Raw genomic sequence first — 19,441 nt, forward strand, 5'->3', positions numbered from 1 at the left:
CATAAAGACAGACTCTGTAGATTTGCATTTGAGTTTGTAGAAGAATTAGCCACAAGTTATGGATGCGAGATTATTGTTGCTAATCAAGAATCTTTATCTCCCCAGCAAGAGTTAGTAGAAGATTTAATGGCAATCATACATTGCTTCTCTTGCAGATTGTACGGCTTGCGTTCATACTCCACTGATTTGAAAAATAAATTAAAATTAAGTATCAACAACCCTAGACATGATGAGATATTATTAAAGAACAAAGAAACACAGTGTTGAGGTCGAAACAATGCTTTTATCCATCAAAACAAAATTAAAACTAAGTAAAAGTCAAGAAACCATTATGAGTAAACATGCAGGTATTGCAAGGTTTACTTATAACTGGGGTCTTGCCACTTGGAATAACTTGTTTAAAGATGGATTAAAACCTAACAAATATATCCTCAAAAAGTTCTTCAATAACCACGTAAAGCCTGAGTTTGAGTGGATTAAAGAAAAAGGTATTTGTCAGAAAATAACTCAATACGCTTTCGACCATCTTGGTGATGCTTTCTCTAGATTCTTTGACAAAAAAGGTGGGTATCCTAATTTTAAAAAGAAAGGACGGAACGATTCATTTACTATTGATGCAAGTGGAAAACCTATTCCTGTTGGTGGTAAATCGGTAAAACTGCCTACGATTGGATGGGTTAAAATTTACGAGGGTTTGCCCCACACTACATGCACCAAAATTACAATTTCTCGCACTGCTGATAGTTGGTTTATTGCTTTCGCGTATGAACAGAAACATGAACCAACTGTTAAGCAACATGAGATTGTGGGAGTCGATTTAGGTGTGAAGGAACTGGCTACACTATCTACTGGCGTTGTTTTTCCAAATCCCAAGCATTACAAGACTAATCTAGAAAAACTCACTTATGTATCTAGAAAGTTTGCCAGAAAAGTTAAAGGTTCTAACAACAGATATAAAGCGAAAATCCAACTTGCTAGACATCATGCTAGGGTAGCAAATCTCCGTAAGGACACGATCCACCAAATCACTACTTTCTTATGCAAAAACCACGCAAGGATAGTAGTAGAAGATTTGAACGTTTCTGGGATGCTATCAAATCACAAATTGGCACAAGTAATTGCTGATTGTGGTTTCCATGAGTTTAAGCGTCAGTTAGAATATAAAGCCAAAAAGTTTGGTTGCGAAATAATCATTGCTGACCGTTGGTTCCCATCAAGTAAAACCTGTTCCAACTGTGGTCATATTCAAGATATGCCACTCAAAGAAAGGACTTACAACTGTAGTAGTTGTAGTTATTCCATAGATAGGGATTTGAACGCAGCAATTAATTTATCACGTCTGGCTAAGGCGTGAAAGCTTACTGAGGGATAACCGCTCCCATGCTCCCGTTGAAGTAAGAAGTAAAGTCTAGCTTTGTCTAGGTTTTATATAGCAGTCTAGAAAGAATAAAAACTATAGGGGGTTTACCTTTGAACAGCACAAATATTTTGGGCAATATATTAAGCATCGGAGAGATGAAGCTCTAAATTTTAGCGCAGAATTATAGGAAAACGAACGCCAAGGAAGCTAACGCGCAGCGTCTCCCACAGGAGAAGGAAGCCAAGGAATAAGAGTTTGAGAGAGTTTTTGCGCTCATTCCTATGATAAATAACAAGATATTTTTAGTTAAAATATACGTATCTATAACTATTAATATCTCCAAAAATTAAAAATTGATGACAGCAAGTAATATTAGGCAACAAATATTTGAGCATCTTGAAGCCTTGCCTGGAGAGCAAGTAAAAACCCTCCTATTAACTTGGCTAATAGCTTCGGAAGGAAACTTAGAAGATTTTGAGCAGTTACTACTGACGACGCAAGGGACAGAAGAATCACTTGATTTTGGTGAGATTGACGCAAACCTAAATTTTCAAACTCTCACAGAAGCCCAAATGATTAAGCAAAGCAAGTTGGCTCTTGAAGCTTATCGTCGTGAAGGTTCCGGAGTCGAACATCATCGTGTGCGGGAATGGGCAAACAGTTTAGGTACTGATGAAGAAGGTTCATGTCCCAGATAGTTTGGACTCAAGCTGCGATCGCGGATTTAAACCGTCACTATGATTTTATCAAACTTAATGATGCCGATACGGCAACACGCGCAGTACAAGCGATCGTTTCATCAGCAGAAAGTTTGCACCCAAATCCACGTCGGGGTGCGATCGTTGATGAAGTAGCAGGTTTGCGGAAAATAATAGTGCCTTTTGGTAAATACGGTTATATTATTCACTACGCCATTCTTGAGGATGATGTGATTATTTTGCGCGTCTATCACGGACGGGAGAATCGACCTGTTTAGGGAAAAGAAGCCTGATAAGTTGAAATTGGCTTGTAGCTAAAAGCATTAAAATATACAAAAATTAGAGAAATTTTCTGAAAACAGTACATAATATTACAAAAAAATCACGCAGGAAAGGTAGCTAATGGAACCTTTAACAACTGGTGCGATCGCTCTTTTTCTTGAATGCGATCGCACAAAACATCACCCACCCTATCAAAATAGACACGCGAAAGTGAAAAAAATGTAGAGACGTAGCACAGAATAGTCTCTACAGGTTCTAACGCATATTTAATTTCTACTTCTTGTGTCTAATCCATAAATTGTCGGATAATCAAGTGCGATCGCCTACTAACTTCAACTACAACAAAAAACTTACCGTCGTAAACTACGCGGATCAAGCGCATCCCTCAATCCATCACCGAGTAAATTGAAAGCCAATACCGTCAGAATAATCAGTATAGCAGGGGGCCAAATTAGCCAAGGTTGCAGTACCAAAACTGAAGCATTGCTTGCTAAAGAAAGCATATTACCCCACGAAGGATCTGGTGGTTGAATGCCTAAGCCAATGAGACTAAGTACTGCCTCTGCCCCAATAAAGCCAGGAACTGAAAGCGTTGCAGCGATAATTACATAAGTAGCGGTTTGCGGCAAAACGTGACGGAGAATAATATAAATTGGCTTACCACCCATTGCTCGTGCAGCTTGGACAAACTCTCGCTCTTTAATTGAGAGCACCTGTCCGCGAATCACCCGTGCTAACCCAGCCCAACTAATAACCGAAATAATCACCACAATTAGCAAAAAGCGCTGAGTGCTACTTAAACCAGCTGGTAATACTGCCCCTAAACTGACCAAAAGATAAATACCAGGAAAAGTCATCAGTACTTCAGCGAAACGCATAATTATGCTATCAGTCCAACCGCCGAAATAGCCAGAAATTCCCCCAAACAACAGACCAAGGGGAAAAGTAATAAGTACCCCAATAATTCCAATAAATAGACTAATGCGACCACCATACAACAAGCGGCTGAATTGGTCGCGACCTTGGTCATCAGTACCCAAAAAATTGAATTTGACATTATCGGTTGTGCCAAACAAATGCCAATTGAGTGGAATACCAGGAATTATTGTCACTTCGTCCCATTTGGGTGGTACGGGAAAACTAAGCTGAAACAAATGGTACTCTGAACCTTGGACGAATAAACGTAAAGGTGAAGGTTTACTGCGGTCTACGATCAGTTCTCGCTGACCCGTTTCTAAATTTGTGTCTCCTTGGGTCGTCGGATAAACATGAGGACCGATAAACTGCCCCGATTTAGAAAACCAATAAACCTGAGTAGGTGGCAGGAGCGAACCATTTGCTTGTGTGATATATGGGTCGTAAGGAGCGATTAAATCAGCTCCAATTACTGACACATAGAAAACTATTAGCAAAATTGCGCCAAATCGCGCCAACGGGTTTTTCTTGAGTCTTTGCCACCAATTCATAATATTTGTGAGTTGTGAGTTGTGAGTTGTGAGTTGTTAGTTGTTAGTTCTTAGTTGTTGGTTGTTAGTTGCAAGACATGAATTATGAAACTTTTTTACTCATCCGTAATTCCTAATTCCTAACTCCTAACTCCTAACTCCTAACTCTTCTAAATATTGTTCTTCTTGTTGTTTTTCGTGTTCGACAACAAATACATTTGAATAAAGATTAGCGACAATTTGTTTTCCCTGCTGTGTCAAAGACAAATAACGCAGTCCTTCTTTAATATAAGGATATACGCCATTCCAGTAAAATTTGGCGTAGTTCTTCCGCAAATCGGCAGGAGTTTCATAACCCAAAACTTTATTCATTCCCGTTTCTTCAAACTCGTAGAATAAAGAAGTAATTTTCCGCAAGTAACGCGGGTCGCTTAATTGTCCAATCAAATCGGCAGCACGCACTAAGCCAGCAAAGCTACTTGTACCTTGATTATCGTCTGCCGCAGGCACTGGAAACCGAGTCAATTCAATGTTACTCTTAATTATCTCAGAATCTATCAGCGTGTGACCGCCAAAACGCTCATCAATGAATAGTTTTGCTCGATCGACATGATAGGGTGTGAGGCTGGCATCCGAAGCACCAGGATGAAGAGTAATCATTTGCCCATTTTTACCTGTGGCATACAAGTTTTCTATTTCTCGGTCTTGTCGGCAAACTCCTTTGACATAGCCGATATCATGACACACTAAGGATATAACACAATGCAACCAGTCCTCACTTTTAACACCACCCTCACGGATATGTTTGCCTCGGAGAATTTCCTGCCCCACAAGAGTGACTAAGACAGAATGTTCAACATTGTGATATAAAGCGTCACTGTTGGCAATGTTTTCTAAAGCCATGTTGCCCGCCCAAGCTATGATGTCCTGGTAGTCATTTTTGAAACAGCCGTAAGTGCGCCGGTAGCCTTCTCGAATTTGCTTGACAAAAGCATCAATCAAAATTTCGGTTGCGTTGAACATACTGTTATTTATTGTCAAAGTTAAATAATTGGGCAGGCATTTGCTGGAATTGAGTACGCAGATTTGTCCTTGAGCGATGATGTGCGATCGCATTTCTGGGTCGGTATCCTCTGCCCTGATATATTGTTTCCCAGCATAGGCTATGCTCTCTCTAATTGCGCAAAGTCATTAATTGGTTTCCCCCTTGTCCCCTCTGCAAATCCCCATCCTCCAAAATATGACTATTATCATAGGTAAATTTCCGAGCCGATTCAGCCATAAGCCTAGGTGATGAGTCATAGTTAATATACGATAATTAATTTAAAGTTTTTTTAAGCAAATATCACTATTGTTATTTGGGTACTTCTGGAGGGATGACTGTGAGGGAGGAAAAGTTTTCAGATATTGAGGTGGAAGAAGTTTCGGAATTTGAGGATGCTGACTTTGAGGAAGACCGGGTTGGCTCTCGTTCGCGTCCTTGGCTATTACCGCTATTGCTGGGTACTGGTTTGGGAATAGCGATCGCTTTAGGGGGAATCCGTTTATTAGCTAATCGTTCCGCAGGTCAACAAAAGCCGGTAGCAACTAAACCTGCCACAAGTATTGCCCCCTCGATGACAGTCACCGTCGCTCCAGTTGAAACTACTCGTGTCGCCCGTATCCTAAATACTACAGGTACTATAACGGCACGTGATTTGATTCCGGTATTACCCCTAACAAATGGCTTACAAATCAAACAAGTCTTAGTCAAAGAAGGAGATTCAGTTAAACAAGGTCAGGTTTTGGCAATTCTGGATGATTCAGTCTTGCAAGACCAAATTCGTCAAGCAAAAGCAGATGTAGAATCAAAGCAGGCAGATGTAGGATCTCAACAGGCAGATCTAGCTTCCAAGCAAGCGGCTGTAGCCACCAGTCAAGCAAATGTGGCTTCCCGGCAAGCGGTAGTGCAGCAAAGACTTGCTGATGTGGCTCAAGCTAAGGCTAAGTTAGAGGAAGCTACACAGAATCTCCGAAGCTATCAACAATTAGCAAATGCAGGTGCAATTAGCAAGCAAGAACTCTTGACTCGGACAACAACTGTAGCGACAGCTATAGAAGCCGTGCGTCTTGCCGAAGCCAATGTTAAAAGTGCCGAACAAGATGTCTTGAGTGCCCAAGCCGGTGTTAAAAGTGCCCAAGCAAATGTCAACATCGCAAGCGCGAATATCAACAGTGCCCAAGCTGCTGTCAGAAGTAGTAATGCCAAAGTCGAACAAGTCAGAACTCAGCAGGGGCAGACTGTGGTGCGTGCCCCAGTTTCTGGACTTATCGCTGAGAAACTAGTTAGAGTTGGAGATATGGCGGGAACACCACCCCAAGCCGTCCAAAATGGAATCCAGAATGGAACTAACAACTCAGCACCCCAAAGGCTCTTTTCCATTATTAGTAACGGCAGTCTAGAACTTCAAGCGTTAATTCCCGATATTCAACTACCACAAGTTAAAATTGACGCACCCGCGCAAATTACCTCGGATATCGATAACCGCGTGCGCTTGCAAGGACGAGTTAGAGAGATACAACCGCTGATTAATCAGCAAAGACGTGAAGCAACCATAAAAATTGACTTACCACGGACAAATTTGCTCAAACCCGGAATGTTTGCGCGTGCAGCGATTACTAGCAATACAGCGGTAGGGATGGCAGCACCACAAAAAGCTGTATTACCCCAACCTGATGGTAGTGCAAGTGTATTCATCCTATCGGGTGAAGACATAGTACGTGCTGTGAAAGTAGAAGTAGGAGAAATTATTATTGGTGGCAGGGTGGAAATTAAAAAAGGTGTGAAAGTAGGCGATCGCCTAGTTGTTGATGGCGCAGGATACATCAAAGATGGCGATAAAGTCCGCGTAGTCAACAGACAGTAGTTAATGCATAGTGGGGAAAAGGGACGCTTGGACTAAAATTATTCCCATGCCCAATGCCCAATGCCCAATGCCCAACAACTAACAACTAACAACTACCAAAATTTATATGTCTTTCAATATCTCGGCTTGGGCAATCAAAAAACCTGTCCCGACCATAGTTATATTTTTGATATTGACAATAATCGGTTGGTTCTCCTTCATTTCTTTGGGAATTGATACTGACCCAAATATTGATGTTCCCACGGTTTCGGTGAGCGTTAGCCAACCTGGTGCGGGTCCTGCGGAACTTGAATCGCAAGTGACGAAAAAAATTGAAGATGCTGTGGCTGGGTTAGGAAACATCGATGAATTGCGTTCTACTGTTACCGATGGTTCCTCAAAGACGATAATAACTTTTATTTTGGGTACAAATAGCGATCGCGCTACCAACGATGTCCGCAATTCTATTTCCCAAATTCGCCAAGATTTACCCCAAGATATCAACGACCCGATAGTCGAACGTGTGGATTTTGCGGGGGGTCCAATTGTCACCTACGCTGTCACATCCAGCAAGCAAACTGTAGAAGAATTAAGTAACCTCGTAGACCAAACTATCAGCCGCGCTTTGCTATCAGTCAAGGGAGTGGGGCAAGTTAAGCGTATAGGTGGAGTTGACCGAGAAATCCGCATTAACCTTGACCCAAATCGTTTACAATCCCTAGGCATCACCGCTACCCAGGTAAACGACCAAGTACGTACTTTTAACATCAATTTACCTGGTGGACGTGCTGAAGTTGGCGGTAGCGAACAAAGTATCCGCACTCTCGGTAGTGCCAAAAGCGTCAAAGATTTGACAAATTACCAAGTTGTCTTACCTAATGGTGGTTCCGTTCCTTTATCTAGTTTGGGGACGGTAGAAGATAAGTTTGGTGATATCCGTCAAGCTGCACGGTTGAATAACAAACCTGTGGTAGCTTTCCAAGTGTTACGGAGTACAGGTAGCGTCACCGTGACGGTAGAAGAAGGAGTGAAAGCAGCCTTAGAAGAACTGCAAAAAACACTTCCCAAAGATGTGAAGGTAGAATTAATTTTTACTAGAGCCACCCCCGTGCGCGACTCCTACCAAAGCACAATTGATGAATTAATTCAAGCCTCATTGTTGGCGGTAATAGTAATTCTCATCTTTTTGAAAGACTGGCGAGCTACATTAATTACAGCAGTAGCTTTGCCTTTATCGATTATTCCGACCTTTTTTGTGCAGCAAGCCTTAGGTTACACCCTCAACAACATGACTTTGTTGGGATTAGCGCTAGCGGTGGGTAACTTGGTGGATGATGCCGTTGTGGAAATTGAGAACATGGAACGGCACATGGCAATGGGGAAAACAGCTTGGGAAGCTTCTTTTGACTCTTCGGATGAAGTGGGATTAGCGGTGATTGCGAGTTCGGCAACTATTATTGCCGTGTTTTTGCCCGTTGCCTTTATGGGTGGTATTCCTGGGCAGTTTTTCCAACCATTTGGCGTCACCGTTGCCGTTTCCACAATTTTCTCAACTTTTGTGGCACGGATGGTGACACCGATGATGGGTGCGTATTTACTCAAGGATAAGCAGCACGGGAAGGAAGATGCAAAACAGCATCAGCGCAAATCTTCCCCTTCCTCCAAAAAGCGGCGTTTTCAACCTTATAAATCACTGTTAAAGTGGGCATTACGCCATAGATTGATCACATTAGCGATCGCTTTCGCTTTCTTCATTGCCAGTTTGATGTTAATTCCCGGTATCCCCAAAGGTTTTGTGGATGACGGAGATGTGGGTATTTCCACTGTTTCCATTGAATTACCCCCTGGTTCCACCTTGCTAGATATCAACAAAGTCGCGACCCAAGGAACCAACCTCATCCGGCAAAATCCAGCAGTTGAAAGTGTTCTCGCTACAGAACAAATAAATTCCGCTACCCTCACCGTCAAACTCAAACCTAGGGAAGAACGAAAAGTTACTCAAAAAGAGTTTGAGGTGCAAATACGTCCTTTATTCCAGCAAATACCGGGAGCGAGAATTAGTCTCCAAGCTGAAGGACCTGGTGACAGTGGTAAGGAATTATCTATAGTTCTCAGAAGTGAGAATCCAGACGCTTTGCTTGAAGCTGCTAACGCATTAGAAAAGCAGATGCGAACCGTACCCGGATTAGTGGAGGTGTCTTCAACTGCGAGTCTGGTAAAACCAGAGATTTTGGTAATTCCCGATCCGCAACGTGCCGCAGATTTGGGTGTAACGGTGCAATCAATTGCCCGGACAGCCTCCCTCGCAACTATAGGTGATAACGAAGCAAATTTGGCGAAATACAATTTGAGCGATCGCCAAATTCCCATTCGCGTCCAAATCGACCCGAAAGCACGAACAGACATCAACACAATCAAAAATCTCCAAGTCCCCACTCAAAATAACACCTTGGTTCCCCTAATTGCTGTGGCAGATATCCGCTTTGGTAGCGGTCCTGCAACCGTCAACCGCTTCGATCGCGCTCGTCAAGTTGCGGTAGAAGCAAACTTGCAAGGTATCTCTTTAGGAGAAGGAGTAAATGCAGTTAACAAGTTACCTGCATTCACCAACTTGCCACCAGGAGTCACTCAGCAATCTTCTGGAAGTGCCAAAATTATGGCAGAAATCTTCAGTCGCTTTGGTACTGCACTGGGGCTGGCATTAATGAGTATCTATGCGATTCTGGTTTTGCTGTATAATAACTTCCTCTACCCGATAGCGATTATGATGGCGTTGCCCTTTTGTTTAGGGGGGGCACTCATAGCCTTGATGGTTGCTCAAAAACCCTTGGGAATTTACGCCCTGATTGGTATCGTTTTATTGATGGGAGTTGTTACCAAAAACTCGATTCTCTTGGTGGACTATGCGATCGTTAACCTCCAAGAAGGCAAAAAACAACGTGAGGCGTTGCTAGAAGCCGGATTATCACGATTGCGCCCAATTTTGATGACTTCTTTGGCAACTATTGCCGGTATCATTCCTCTAGCTTTAGGAATTGGTGCCGGTGCTGAAGTTCGTCAACCGATGGGAGTTGCGATTTTGGGTGGTTTTACAACTTCCACTTTGCTGACTTTGGTGGTAGTGCCGGTCATATTTACTTACATCGACTCTTTCCAAAGGTGGATTGTAGATACGACAAAATATGGTATAGGCAAGAAGAAACGACGCCGCAAGATGGTTGCTGTTGAAGAAGTGATGAGTTTGCCTCCTGCTAGGGAAGAACCGCCCTCTGAATACTCAATTCACAAATAATATAATATAATGTCCGCGCCCAGAGACGTAGCAGTGCTACGTCTCTACAATAATATGTATGTTTTGCTCCCGTGAGGAATGCGCGTCCTCATTTTATTAAGATAAAGACGCGCATTCCTTACTACAAAAAGAGGATATAATGTGGTATAATGCCTTTTAGTATTAATAAGGCTAAAGGATTTGCGGGTGTAATTCAGTGGTAGAATGTCACCCTCCCAAGGTGAATGTCGTGGGTTCAAGTCCCATCGCCCGCTTAAAGATAAGTCTCAAACAAAGGGAATTTGATGAAAAATTCGGTTCCCTGACCAAAAACAGAATTGCAACTCAACTGACCATTGTGGTTTCTTCGACAATTTGACGAGCGATCGCTATTCCTCTAATCCTTGGTTTGGTGGACAAAGCTGGAGCAGCGGTATGGTGTTCTCCCCCCTACCCCCTTCCCAGAATGCCTCTTGTTCACCAGGGCTGCGTACAATAACTATCAAGACATTATGCAGGCAGAAGGTGATGCGAGAAATGAAATTGGACTGGTTAAAAATTGTGTTGGTAGAACCAGCGGGTCCAATGAATGTGGGATCTGTAGCACGGGTGATGAAAAATTTCGGGCTACATCATCTAGTATTAGTTAATCCTCAATGTGACTTCTTGGGGATGGAAGCGAAAAAAATGGCAGTTCATGCCGATGATGTTTTAGAATCTGCGGTATCGGTGCCGACTCTGCCAGAAGCATTGCAAGGATGTGTCAGAGCGATCGCGACAACTGCTCGTGTGCGTGATTGGGAAAAGCCTTTAGAAAATCCCCGCGATGCATTACCCTGGTTATTGGAAGAAAAAGACAAATCAGCATTGATTTTCGGTCCAGAAGACCGGGGATTAAGTAATGAAGAATTAAACTACGCTCAGAAATTTATTCGCATTCCCACCGATTCTATTTATCCAGTGCTAAATTTGGCTGCGGCTGTGGGAATATGCTGTTATGAACTGGCAGAAAATGCCAAAGAAAGTAATAATCGAACTTCAAGCAAAACTGAACTCGCACCTTTTGAAGTTGTGGAAATATACTATCAACAATTAGAATCGCTGTTGTTGCAAATTGGTTACATTTATCCACATACGGCAGCTAGTCGGATGGAAAAATTTCGACAACTTTATAATCGTGCTGGACTGCAAATTAAGGAAGTCGCTATGTTGCAGGGAATTTTGCGGCAGGTAGAATGGGCTATGGGGGGAAAGAGCGATCGCGAAAATTTGTAATTCATCGTTTACTATATACGGATCATCTCGCCAAAATCATGAATATGACTTAAACTAAAGGCAAAAATGCTACTTAGTATTAAGTTGTAATAAGTTTTGGGTCGGGATGCAAGAAACTTTTCCTTTGTGGGTCATAAGGAGTAGCAGTGTCAGAATCAAGTGACAAACTAATCGCTTTATCACGGCGTCAACCCAGCAACGGACGCCAAAATAAGCGTAAAGTGCAACCAGTATTACAAAATAAAGAGAAAAAGAGCAAACCGCGTTCGCGAAGCGTGTCCGAAGGACTCTCGCATCCCCAAAAAATTAGCACTACACTTACTCCTCCAGGTGCATCGAAGACACGACCTGGGTTAGTTATGCCATCTGCTGTCAAAGGAAGAATACCACCTTTTAAACCCAGCGGTGGAAACTTAAAGCCGATGCGAAAGCAGGTAGTATCAAAAAGAATTTCGCGATCGCGCAAAACTAGGTTAAAGCCAATGGCAAGATCGTTGTTATATGCAATGCGCTTGTTAATTATCGGAGTTGGTATTGGTGCGATCGTCGGTACAGTGCTATCAGTGTTAGATCCTGCGACTCGGATTAACTCGGCTTCGGTGTCATCTAATACTGAAAATGTAGAGCAAAAGGCACAATCTACCCAGAATTCCCAAGTTGCTGGTGGTGGTTTATATTTATCTCAGGAAATCACCTCCTTAAAAAGTGCTGTGCAAAATTTAGCACTGGCAAGTCCAAATTTGACCCCAGGAGTTTTCTTGGTAGATTTGAATAATGGGGGTTATGTAGATGTAAACGCTGGTGCAAGTTTCCCCGCAGCTAGCACAATTAAGGTGCCGATATTGGTTGCCTTTTTTCGGGATGTGGATGCAGGCAAAATTCGCTTAGATGAAATCCTAACCATGCAACAGGATATGGTTGCAGGTGGTTCGGGAAATATGCAATATAAACCTGTGGGAACTCAGTTCACGGTGCTGGAAGTTGTCACGAAAATGATTACAATTAGCGATAATACTGCCACAAATATGCTGATTGCCAAATTAGGTGGCATTGAAGCGTTAAATGAGCGTTTTCGCAGTTGGGGTTTGACAACCACCGTTATTCGTAACAAATTACCAGATTTAGAAGGTACAAACACCACCAGTCCCAAAGAATTGGGGAATTTGCTAGGGATGGTGAATCAAGGTAATTTAGTGAGTATGCAATCGCGCGATCGCCTGCTCGATATCATGCGTCATACTGAGAGAGACACATTATTACCCTCTGGTTTGGGAGCCGGCGCAACCGTTGCTCACAAAACCGGCGATATTGGTACAATGTTAGCGGATGCTGGCTTAGTTTATATGCCAAATGGCAAGCGTTACATCGCCACTGTCATGATACAACGTCCAAATAACGATTCTCGCGCCGAAAAACTCATTAGCGGCATTTCTCGTATTACTTACCAACAATTCAGCCAAAATGGTACACCCAACCTGACAGGAAGCACTCCACCCGTAAGCAATTATCAACCCCCAGTCATGACACCTCAAACCAACCCAATGGGAAGCACTCCACCCCTAAGCGGTTATCAACCCCCAGTCATGACACCTTTACCTAACAATACAGGAAGTTATCCACCCCCATACATGAATTATTCACCCAATAATATGGGAACCAATTATCAATACCCTATAACTAATCCTCAATACTATCCTCAAAGATAAATATTATATTAATTTTTATTTCGTAGTGAGCACTTCAGTGCTCAAAATATGCATACTAACATCGTTGATACCGCATTCCCGGTAACTGCGAAACCAAACCCATAAGTTCCAACTGCAATAAAGCACTAGAAACTGAACCAGCATTCATCCCTGTTTGTTGGATAATAAAATCAAAAGGCAAAGACTCCGAAGAAATAGTCTCCATAACTTGTTGCAGTTCTGGTGGTAATTGAAGCTGCACCAACTCCTGCGGTATTGGTAAAGCTTCAATTACATCAAGTTGTGGTATTGCCCCCAACATTTTTAACAGTTCATCAAGTTCTCTGAGAATCGGCGTTGCTCCATGATAAAGTAACTTTAAACAACCTTGGGATGGCTGGTCATCAAGTCTACCAGGTAGTGCATAAACATCTCGTCCAAATTCATTTGCGTATTGCGCTGTAATTAAAGCACCAGACTTTATCGGTGCTTCCATCACCAAAACAGCACGAGTCAACCCGGCAATTATTCGATTACGACGAGGAAAATGAGTGCGATCGGGTGGTGTTTTCGCGGTGTATTCACTCAGTACTAACCCAGATGTCAAAATCTGCTTGTACAAATCGCGATTTTTCTGTGGATAGATGACATCTACACCCGTACCCAAAACGGCTATTGTGCGTCCACCAGCTTTCATCGTAGCTAAATGACATTCAGTGTCAATTCCCTCTGCCATTCCCGAAACGACTGTAAAGTTATTTTTTGCCAAAGCTGTGCTAATTTGACGAGTCCAACGTATACCATATTCTGTAGGTTTGCGCGTCCCGACAATCGAAACCAGCGGTTTTTGTCCGAGATTTTCTGACAAGTCCACTTCACCACGATAATATAATACAGGCGGTGCACTAGGTGTTTCTAGCAGCAAGCGGGGATAATCTACATCAGCTGGTGTCCAAAAATGAGGATTTTCCTCCTGGTGCTCGATCAGTAGTTGTTCGGGGTGCAAACGCGATCGCTCCTTTACCACTTTTTCCAACGTCTGCAAACCAAAACCCTCTACTTCACCCAATTCAGCCCGATGTGCTTTCCAAGCCGCAGCCAACGTGCCAAAATGCTGTTGTAACCGTTGCATTAAGACTGGACCAATCCCCGAAATTTGCGACCAAGCTAGCCAATATGCACGCTCTTCTACCACTTTCCCATCCTCACTCTTACTGCTTGATTATTCCCAAATTAGGTTTGTCTATTTATGTTGATGAATGGGAAAATGGAGACTGGGGACTGGGAAATAGGGAATGGAAAGAAGGTGAATAAAAATAATTAACAATGCCCATTGCCCAATACCCTCCTTTGTCCAACTATCAACCAACAATTATCAATGATTAACTATTTATATCGTCTTCTGTTATGCATATCCGGCTGCTTAATATTTTTAATTTTTCATAGTTTTATCGGTTCGTCTCCTAGTTTGGCAGCTGAAAAAATTGTTTTCAGATATGGAATATTCGCTCAATCGCTTCCTGTAGCAGATATACGGAAGTATGCGGAAACCAAAAAAGTTTCCTCTGATTTGCAATCTTTTCTCGGTTATTTGAAACCTAAGCAGCAACAAAAGTTTCAAGAAGCACTTCAGGTAAAAAAATCTCTAGATATTGTGGCTTTAAATAAGCTGGTAGATTCAGAAATTGGTAAACTATTTTTATTTGGTGCTTCTCGTGCGATCGCTCGACGCGATCGAGCAGGTGTACCAGCACTCCGCTCTGCTTTGCTTCTCGGTGCAAAATCATCAGAAGGTTTAAGTATACTCAGCTTTCTCGAATCTTATCCCAGTAATAAATTAGTTATTGATGTACCAGCTACTTTAGACTTAGTTAGCAAATCAAAGTCATTTTTTACTTCTGATGATCCAACACCAAAAGATAATTTGAGTTCTTCTCTTTTCTGGCAACTAGAACTACAATATCAAGTATACGCAAGCGAAGGTAAGCAATTTTCAGGCTGTTTGTTTGGCGATTCTATTTCCGCTCAAATTGGAGATACACTTGGTGAGGGTAATTTTAATTTTGGAATTAATGGTTTGAGTTCAATCTCATTAGTTCAACAACTGCAACGTTTAATTCCTACCAAGGTGAAATGCGAAAAAACCATCATTGCTGTTGGGGGAAATGATGCTTGGTATCAACTTAGTGATGAAGATTTTCGCAAAAAGTTGCTTGAAGCGATCGCACTTGTGAGAACATCCGGAACTAAACAGATTTTTCTCATTCCCGCTTTTTACTCAACTGTCGCAGCTAGTAAAGATCCAAGTTTAGCAGCCCCACTCCCTAAAGTCGAACAAATCAACGCTGTGATTAATCAAGTGGCAGCTTCAGAAAATGTCCCAGTTGTCGCTGAAGGTATAGCACCGTTGTATGAAAATAATGTTTTGAAAGATAATTTTACAACTGATGGCGATCATTTGAATGCAGAAGGACTCAAGATTTATCGACAAGCATTATTGAATATTTTAGGGAAATAGTCGTCAAGACGTTCCGTCGTCAAGACGTTCCATCGTCAAGACGTTCCACCGTAGAGACGTTCCATCGTCAAGACGTTCCACCGTAGAGACGTTCCGTGGTAGAGACGTTCCAGTGGTAGAGACGTTCCAGTGGTAGAGACGTTCCAATACGGTTCGGTTAAGAATATTTGTGAACCCAAAACCCTTGTAGAGACGTTGCACATGCTTCGTCTCTACATACGTTAACCCAACCGTATTGAGAGACGTTCCACATGCTTCGTCTCTACAATATGTGTGATTAGCATAATATTATATCATATTACGCTAATTAATCTTATTCAAACTTTGATAAACCAGCGTTGACGGTACATCCCGTAAGCTACACCTAACCAAAGTAACACCGTGACAATGGCAAATAATAGCGAACCATTGAACGCACCTGCCCAAGGTACGAAAAGATTATTGTAAATCCAATCGAAGGTGTTAGGAGCTTTTTCACCGCTGCCGATGTTGGTTTTTACCAAGATTTTAATTAATAATACAGAAGCCACGAAAATAGCGATCGCATTTAAACCCATCACTTCAAACGCTTTACTCCAACGTCGTATCCGTCGCACTTCAATAAGTTCATAACAACCTGCTAGCAATATTAATGCCCAACCACTCGTAAAAACTACATAAGAACTCGTCCACAACTTCTTATTAATCGGGAATGTCAAACCCCACACCCAACCGATAATTAAGCAACCGATACCAAATAATACTAAACCTATACTTGTGCGTGATTTGACTGGCTGATTGCGTATCCACTCACCTGTGAAGTAGCCAGCAAAAACGCTGACGATAGCGGGAATTGTACTAAAAAGCCCTTCAGGATCTCCCATGAAGTTAAAGCCATCACCTTTATACAGATGTGAAGAGGGAATAATCAATCGATCAACAAAAGCCCCAAAATTACCTTCTCGTGTCAGTACTCCCGCACCAAAAGCGGGAACAGCCACATACATCATCACCAACCAGTAACCGATAAGCAACACCCCTGCAAGTATCCATAATCCTTTACGCGGTATATTTAAGACTGCCAACGACGCAAATAAATAAGCAAGGCTGATGCGTTGTAATACTCCCATGATGCGGATACTACCCAAATCGAAAGTTCCAACACCCTTATTCCAAAATACATTCAGCAGCAATCCCAAAGCAAAAAGAATGGCAGCGCGGCGCAAAATACGCCAATATACAGTTGATGTGGGTTTGTTCTCTCCGGTATACTTGGATAGCGAAAAAGTCATCGCTACACCGACAATAAATAGAAAGAAGGGAAATACTAAATCAGTTGGGGTGCAACCGTGCCAATCAGCATGAAGTAAAGGTGGATAAACATTCGGTTCGGCGATGCTTGCCATATTCACAAGAATCATACCAGCAATCGTAATGCCGCGAAAAACATCAAGAGAGGTGAGACGCATAAGCACAATTATGTGGTGTGAAATTTACATTACTCTCCTCAATGCAGACGAGCAAGAAAAATTTTTAGACCGATACAGAAGTTAAAATTTTGTGAAGTATAGGATTCAGATCGCCGAAAACTTTTAGGGATACCGTTGGCAAATGGTAGGTCTGACCCCTCATTTTACCAGAAAACCTCGTAGAGACGTTCCGCCGGAACGTCTCTACAATCGTGTAGAATTACGAAAAATCTTATATAAACAGTAATACCCCTGATTCGCCAACGGTATCCTTTAATAAGTCGGGGATCTTGTATGCGATCGCGAAGCGACTCATGAAGGAGTGCGACCTAGGACATTAATATACTGAACTTTCCGGAACTTTTCTCGTTAATGCTGTCTCATGGAATATGTTCAGCGTTATTCAGATGTGTATAAAACACCGAGCGAGGCAGCTTCTCATTTTGGGGTTTGCCTCCACACTTTAAGACGCTGGGAAAAAGCGGGATTAATCAAAGCATTAAGGACACCATCCGGGCAAAGAAGATATGACCTCACGAGCTATCAAGGTATACAGTCAACGGGAAGAAAACGGGCAACTATCACTTATGCCCGCGTTTCAAGCCGTGGGCAAAAAGCAGACCTTGATAGACAGGTTAGTGTCCTTAAATCCCTGTACCCAGATTCAGAGCTTATCACCGATGTTGGATCGGGACTCAACTTCAAAAGACCGGGACTTAGAACCCTTCTGGGACGAGTCCGTCAAGGCGATGTCGGACTTGTTGTGGTTGCCCACAAAGATAGACTTGCCCGGTTTGGGTTTGACCTCATCCAGTGGTTATGCGAGCAAGACAACACAAAACTCGTGGTTCTCAACCAAGACAACCTTTCCCCAGAGCGAGAAATGGTTGAGGACATCCTTGCCGTTATCCACGTCTTTTCTTGCCGATTGTACGGACTTAGAAAATACAAAACTGCAATCAAGGAAGATAAAGATTTACCCGGAAACTGAATTGCATAAAACTTGGAAAAAATGGCTAGCAGCGTGTCGATATTGCTACAACCAAGCAATACAAATGCAGCGCAATTCTCAAACCAAGATTGGTAAATTAAAATTGCGAAATCAAGTTATGCAATTAGATTTACCTGCTTGGGTGAAAGAAGTGCCATGCCACATCAAGCAGAATGCAATATTCGATGCCCATCAAGCTTATTCTGCTAGCCGTAGCGCCAAGTTTCGCAGTGTCCGCGACCCTAACCAAACTATTAAATTCAATAATTCCAATTTTGCCAAAGGAAAGTGGTATTGCAACATTACAAAAAAACTCAATTTTGAGTGTAGTGAACCAATCCCTCGCTTATGTGAGTATGGAACCCAACTAGTTTATCGTCATGGCTCGTGGTTTGCGATTTTCCCCGAACCTGTACAAATTAACGATTCTGAGTCAAGCAAACTAATAGCTTTAGACCCTGGAGTTAGAAGTTTCTTGACGGGATACGACGGCGTAATGGTAATAGAAATTGGAGGCAATGACATGGGTAGAATAACCCGTTTGTGCCAACATTTAGACAAACTAATTAGTCGTTCTAGCAAGGTCAGTTCTAAACGTCGTAGGTCGATGCGACGTGCTGCAAATAAATTGCGGGATAGAATACAAAACCTTGTTAATGAAGTCCACAACAAGACAGCATATTATTTAACTAACAATTACCGCGTCATTTTCCTTCCTTATTTCGAGTCTTCCCAAATGGTTGCCAAATCTGGAAGAAAGATTCGGTCAAAAACTGTTAGAAGCATGTTGACTTGGGCGCATTATCGATTCAAACAAACCTTAAAACATCAAGCATCAAAGCGTGGTTGCGTGGTGATTGATGTTAGCGAAGCCCATACTTCTAAAACCTGTGGGGTATGTGGTCATCGTCATGCAAAACTAGGTGGGAATAAAGTTCACAAATGTCCGAATTGTAGGGCAGAAACACCTCGTGATGCAAACGGCGCACGTAATATCATGTTACGTGCTTTGAGGGATACCTCCTTTACTGTAAGCCTTGATAGTATTGCTATCGTTTCATTTCGAGCATTGGACAACAATGCTCAACAATGTTCAGCGTAAAAGTATCAGTATCGCCCTTTTTCTGCTTTAGTTTAATTCGCTTGCGTCAGGTGAAGGAGAAGGAATTCTTGCCAAAACTCCTTTTTTCAGTGGTTCGGGTCTTTCTGCCCAAGGCAACAATCCCTCAGTATGATTATAATACTTACTGGCACACTCCAAAACATTCGCAATTTCTGAAGTTGATAAATCTGGCGAGATATCACCAAATAAATAAGTGTATTTGCCGTTTGCTACAAAAGAAATAGCACATGCGCGATTGCAAGCACTCATGCATTCTACAGGCTGAATGGGAAATTCTTGCTGCAATTCCCAGTCTTGGTGCAGTTCTTGCAATTGCTTGAATAGTTTATCACCACCACTTTCCCCTACTCGCTTTCCATCTTTCCAGACACTTGAGCAAGTAGTACAAATAAACATAGCATGTTGAGTTTTCATAGAAATATACTAATGTATTGCGAGACGCAAATTTTTGTTAACATTC

16 protein-coding genes, 1 tRNA gene and 1 pseudogene are annotated in these 19,441 nt (G+C 42.3%); 12 read left to right on the plus strand and 6 right to left on the minus strand.

The features are described from left to right. The 4 genes and pseudogenes from OGM63_RS22210 to OGM63_RS22225 all read left to right on the plus strand — a co-directional run. A pseudogene (locus tag OGM63_RS22210) lies at positions 1-267 on the plus strand (recombinase family protein); the annotation flags it as partial. Between the two features lie 10 nt (positions 268-277). Next, positions 278-1,354: an RNA-guided endonuclease InsQ/TnpB family protein gene (locus tag OGM63_RS22215; protein ID WP_263747834.1), complete on the plus strand. Its 1,077-nt coding sequence runs from the start codon at positions 278-280 to the stop codon at positions 1,352-1,354. Positions 1,355-1,716: 362 nt separating this feature from the next. Then, complete coding sequence (locus tag OGM63_RS22220) at positions 1,717-2,058, plus strand: hypothetical protein (protein WP_263747835.1); 342 nt, start codon at positions 1,717-1,719, stop codon at positions 2,056-2,058. Next, on the plus strand, positions 2,046-2,336 hold the full coding sequence (locus OGM63_RS22225) for a type II toxin-antitoxin system RelE/ParE family toxin (RefSeq protein WP_263747836.1): 291 nt from the start codon (positions 2,046-2,048) through the stop codon (positions 2,334-2,336). Before OGM63_RS22220 ends, OGM63_RS22225 begins: the two co-directional genes overlap by 13 nt. Before the next feature lie 354 nt (positions 2,337-2,690). Here OGM63_RS22225 and OGM63_RS22230 read toward each other — a convergent pair whose 3' ends face one another. Together OGM63_RS22230 and OGM63_RS22235 are read right to left on the minus strand one after the other, a co-directional pair. Then, the gene (locus OGM63_RS22230) at positions 2,691-3,806 is read right to left on the minus strand and encodes an ABC transporter permease (protein ID WP_263747837.1); all 1,116 of its coding nucleotides are present in this window, start codon (positions 3,804-3,806) and stop codon (positions 2,691-2,693) included. A 126-nt stretch (positions 3,807-3,932) separates the two neighbouring features. Then, on the minus strand, positions 3,933-4,808 hold the full coding sequence (locus tag OGM63_RS22235; RefSeq protein WP_263747868.1) for an Npun_R2479 family HD domain-containing metalloprotein: 876 nt from the start codon (positions 4,806-4,808) through the stop codon (positions 3,933-3,935). A 353-nt stretch (positions 4,809-5,161) separates the two neighbouring features. Here OGM63_RS22235 and OGM63_RS22240 point away from each other — a divergent pair, with 353 nt between their 5' ends. The 5 genes from OGM63_RS22240 to OGM63_RS22260 all read left to right on the plus strand — a co-directional run bounded on the left by OGM63_RS22240 (position 5,162) and on the right by OGM63_RS22260 (position 12,922). Then, positions 5,162-6,691 (plus strand): efflux RND transporter periplasmic adaptor subunit, encoded by a 1,530-nt coding sequence (locus OGM63_RS22240; protein WP_263747838.1) that lies wholly within the window; start codon positions 5,162-5,164, stop codon positions 6,689-6,691. A 106-nt stretch (positions 6,692-6,797) separates the two neighbouring features. Further along, on the plus strand, positions 6,798-9,962 hold the full coding sequence (locus OGM63_RS22245) for an efflux RND transporter permease subunit (protein WP_263747839.1): 3,165 nt from the start codon (positions 6,798-6,800) through the stop codon (positions 9,960-9,962). 182 nt (positions 9,963-10,144) lie between these two features. Beyond that, positions 10,145-10,216: transfer RNA gene (locus OGM63_RS22250), tRNA-Gly, on the plus strand. A 253-nt stretch (positions 10,217-10,469) separates the two neighbouring features. Then, on the plus strand, positions 10,470-11,216 hold the full coding sequence (locus OGM63_RS22255) for an RNA methyltransferase (protein ID WP_318528524.1): 747 nt from the start codon (positions 10,470-10,472) through the stop codon (positions 11,214-11,216). A 146-nt stretch (positions 11,217-11,362) separates the two neighbouring features. Beyond that, a complete protein-coding gene (locus OGM63_RS22260; RefSeq protein ID WP_263747840.1) occupies positions 11,363-12,922 on the plus strand; it encodes a serine hydrolase in 1,560 nt (519 codons plus the stop codon). Positions 12,923-12,977: 55 nt separating this feature from the next. Here the strand turns inward: OGM63_RS22260 and dprA are convergent, their stop codons facing one another. Beyond that, positions 12,978-14,096, minus strand: a complete 1,119-nt coding sequence (gene dprA / locus OGM63_RS22265; RefSeq protein ID WP_263747841.1) for a DNA-processing protein DprA — start codon at positions 14,094-14,096, stop codon at positions 12,978-12,980. Positions 14,097-14,279: 183 nt separating this feature from the next. Here dprA and OGM63_RS22270 point away from each other — a divergent pair, with 183 nt between their 5' ends. After that, positions 14,280-15,419: an SGNH/GDSL hydrolase family protein gene (locus tag OGM63_RS22270; RefSeq protein ID WP_263747842.1), complete on the plus strand. Its 1,140-nt coding sequence runs from the start codon at positions 14,280-14,282 to the stop codon at positions 15,417-15,419. Between the two features lie 3 nt (positions 15,420-15,422). Here OGM63_RS22270 and OGM63_RS22275 read toward each other — a convergent pair whose 3' ends face one another. Next, a complete protein-coding gene (locus OGM63_RS22275) occupies positions 15,423-15,620 on the minus strand; it encodes a hypothetical protein (RefSeq protein ID WP_263747843.1) in 198 nt (65 codons plus the stop codon). Between the two features lie 116 nt (positions 15,621-15,736). Beyond that, complete coding sequence (locus OGM63_RS22280; RefSeq protein WP_263747844.1) at positions 15,737-16,867, minus strand: acyltransferase family protein; 1,131 nt, start codon at positions 16,865-16,867, stop codon at positions 15,737-15,739. 382 nt (positions 16,868-17,249) lie between these two features. Here OGM63_RS22280 and OGM63_RS22285 point away from each other — a divergent pair, with 382 nt between their 5' ends. Both OGM63_RS22285 and OGM63_RS22290 read left to right on the plus strand, forming a co-directional pair. Next, positions 17,250-17,858 carry an IS607 family transposase gene (locus OGM63_RS22285; protein ID WP_263747845.1) on the plus strand — a complete coding sequence of 203 codons (609 nt, stop codon included), beginning with the start codon at positions 17,250-17,252 and terminating at the stop codon, positions 17,856-17,858. A gap of 1 nt (position 17,859) precedes the next feature. Then, entirely contained in the window at positions 17,860-18,960 is a 1,101-nt protein-coding gene (locus OGM63_RS22290; protein WP_263747846.1) for an RNA-guided endonuclease InsQ/TnpB family protein, read from the plus strand. Between the two features lie 27 nt (positions 18,961-18,987). On the opposite strand, the gene OGM63_RS22295 is transcribed toward OGM63_RS22290, so the two are convergent. After that, positions 18,988-19,395: a DUF1636 domain-containing protein gene (locus tag OGM63_RS22295; protein WP_263747847.1), complete on the minus strand. Its 408-nt coding sequence runs from the start codon at positions 19,393-19,395 to the stop codon at positions 18,988-18,990. Positions 19,396-19,441: the final 46 nt, after the last annotated feature.

It is taken from the genome of Plectonema radiosum NIES-515, from assembly GCF_025753815.1.
GTDB classification, from domain to species: Bacteria; Cyanobacteriota; Cyanobacteriia; order Cyanobacteriales; family Nostocaceae; genus Hassallia; species Hassallia radiosum_A.

Excerpts from the sequence above, each read along its gene's own strand:
- OGM63_RS22215 (WP_263747834.1), top strand. The coding sequence starts at position 278 with ATGCTTTTATCCATCAAAACAAAATTAAAACTAAGTAAAAGTCAAGAA.
- OGM63_RS22220 (WP_263747835.1), top strand. The coding sequence starts at position 1,717 with ATGACAGCAAGTAATATTAGGCAACAAATATTTGAGCATCTTGAAGCC.
- OGM63_RS22225 (WP_263747836.1), top strand. The coding sequence starts at position 2,046 with ATGTCCCAGATAGTTTGGACTCAAGCTGCGATCGCGGATTTAAACCGT.
- OGM63_RS22230 (WP_263747837.1), bottom strand. The coding sequence starts at position 3,806 with ATGAATTGGTGGCAAAGACTCAAGAAAAACCCGTTGGCGCGATTTGGC.
- OGM63_RS22235 (WP_263747868.1), bottom strand. The coding sequence starts at position 4,808 with ATGTTCAACGCAACCGAAATTTTGATTGATGCTTTTGTCAAGCAAATT.
- OGM63_RS22240 (WP_263747838.1), top strand. The coding sequence starts at position 5,162 with ATGACTGTGAGGGAGGAAAAGTTTTCAGATATTGAGGTGGAAGAAGTT.
- OGM63_RS22245 (WP_263747839.1), top strand. The coding sequence starts at position 6,798 with ATGTCTTTCAATATCTCGGCTTGGGCAATCAAAAAACCTGTCCCGACC.
- OGM63_RS22255 (WP_318528524.1), top strand. The coding sequence starts at position 10,470 with ATGCGAGAAATGAAATTGGACTGGTTAAAAATTGTGTTGGTAGAACCA.
- OGM63_RS22270 (WP_263747842.1), top strand. The coding sequence starts at position 14,280 with ATGATTAACTATTTATATCGTCTTCTGTTATGCATATCCGGCTGCTTA.
- OGM63_RS22280 (WP_263747844.1), bottom strand. The coding sequence starts at position 16,867 with ATGCGTCTCACCTCTCTTGATGTTTTTCGCGGCATTACGATTGCTGGT.
- OGM63_RS22285 (WP_263747845.1), top strand. The coding sequence starts at position 17,250 with ATGGAATATGTTCAGCGTTATTCAGATGTGTATAAAACACCGAGCGAG.
- OGM63_RS22295 (WP_263747847.1), bottom strand. The coding sequence starts at position 19,395 with ATGAAAACTCAACATGCTATGTTTATTTGTACTACTTGCTCAAGTGTC.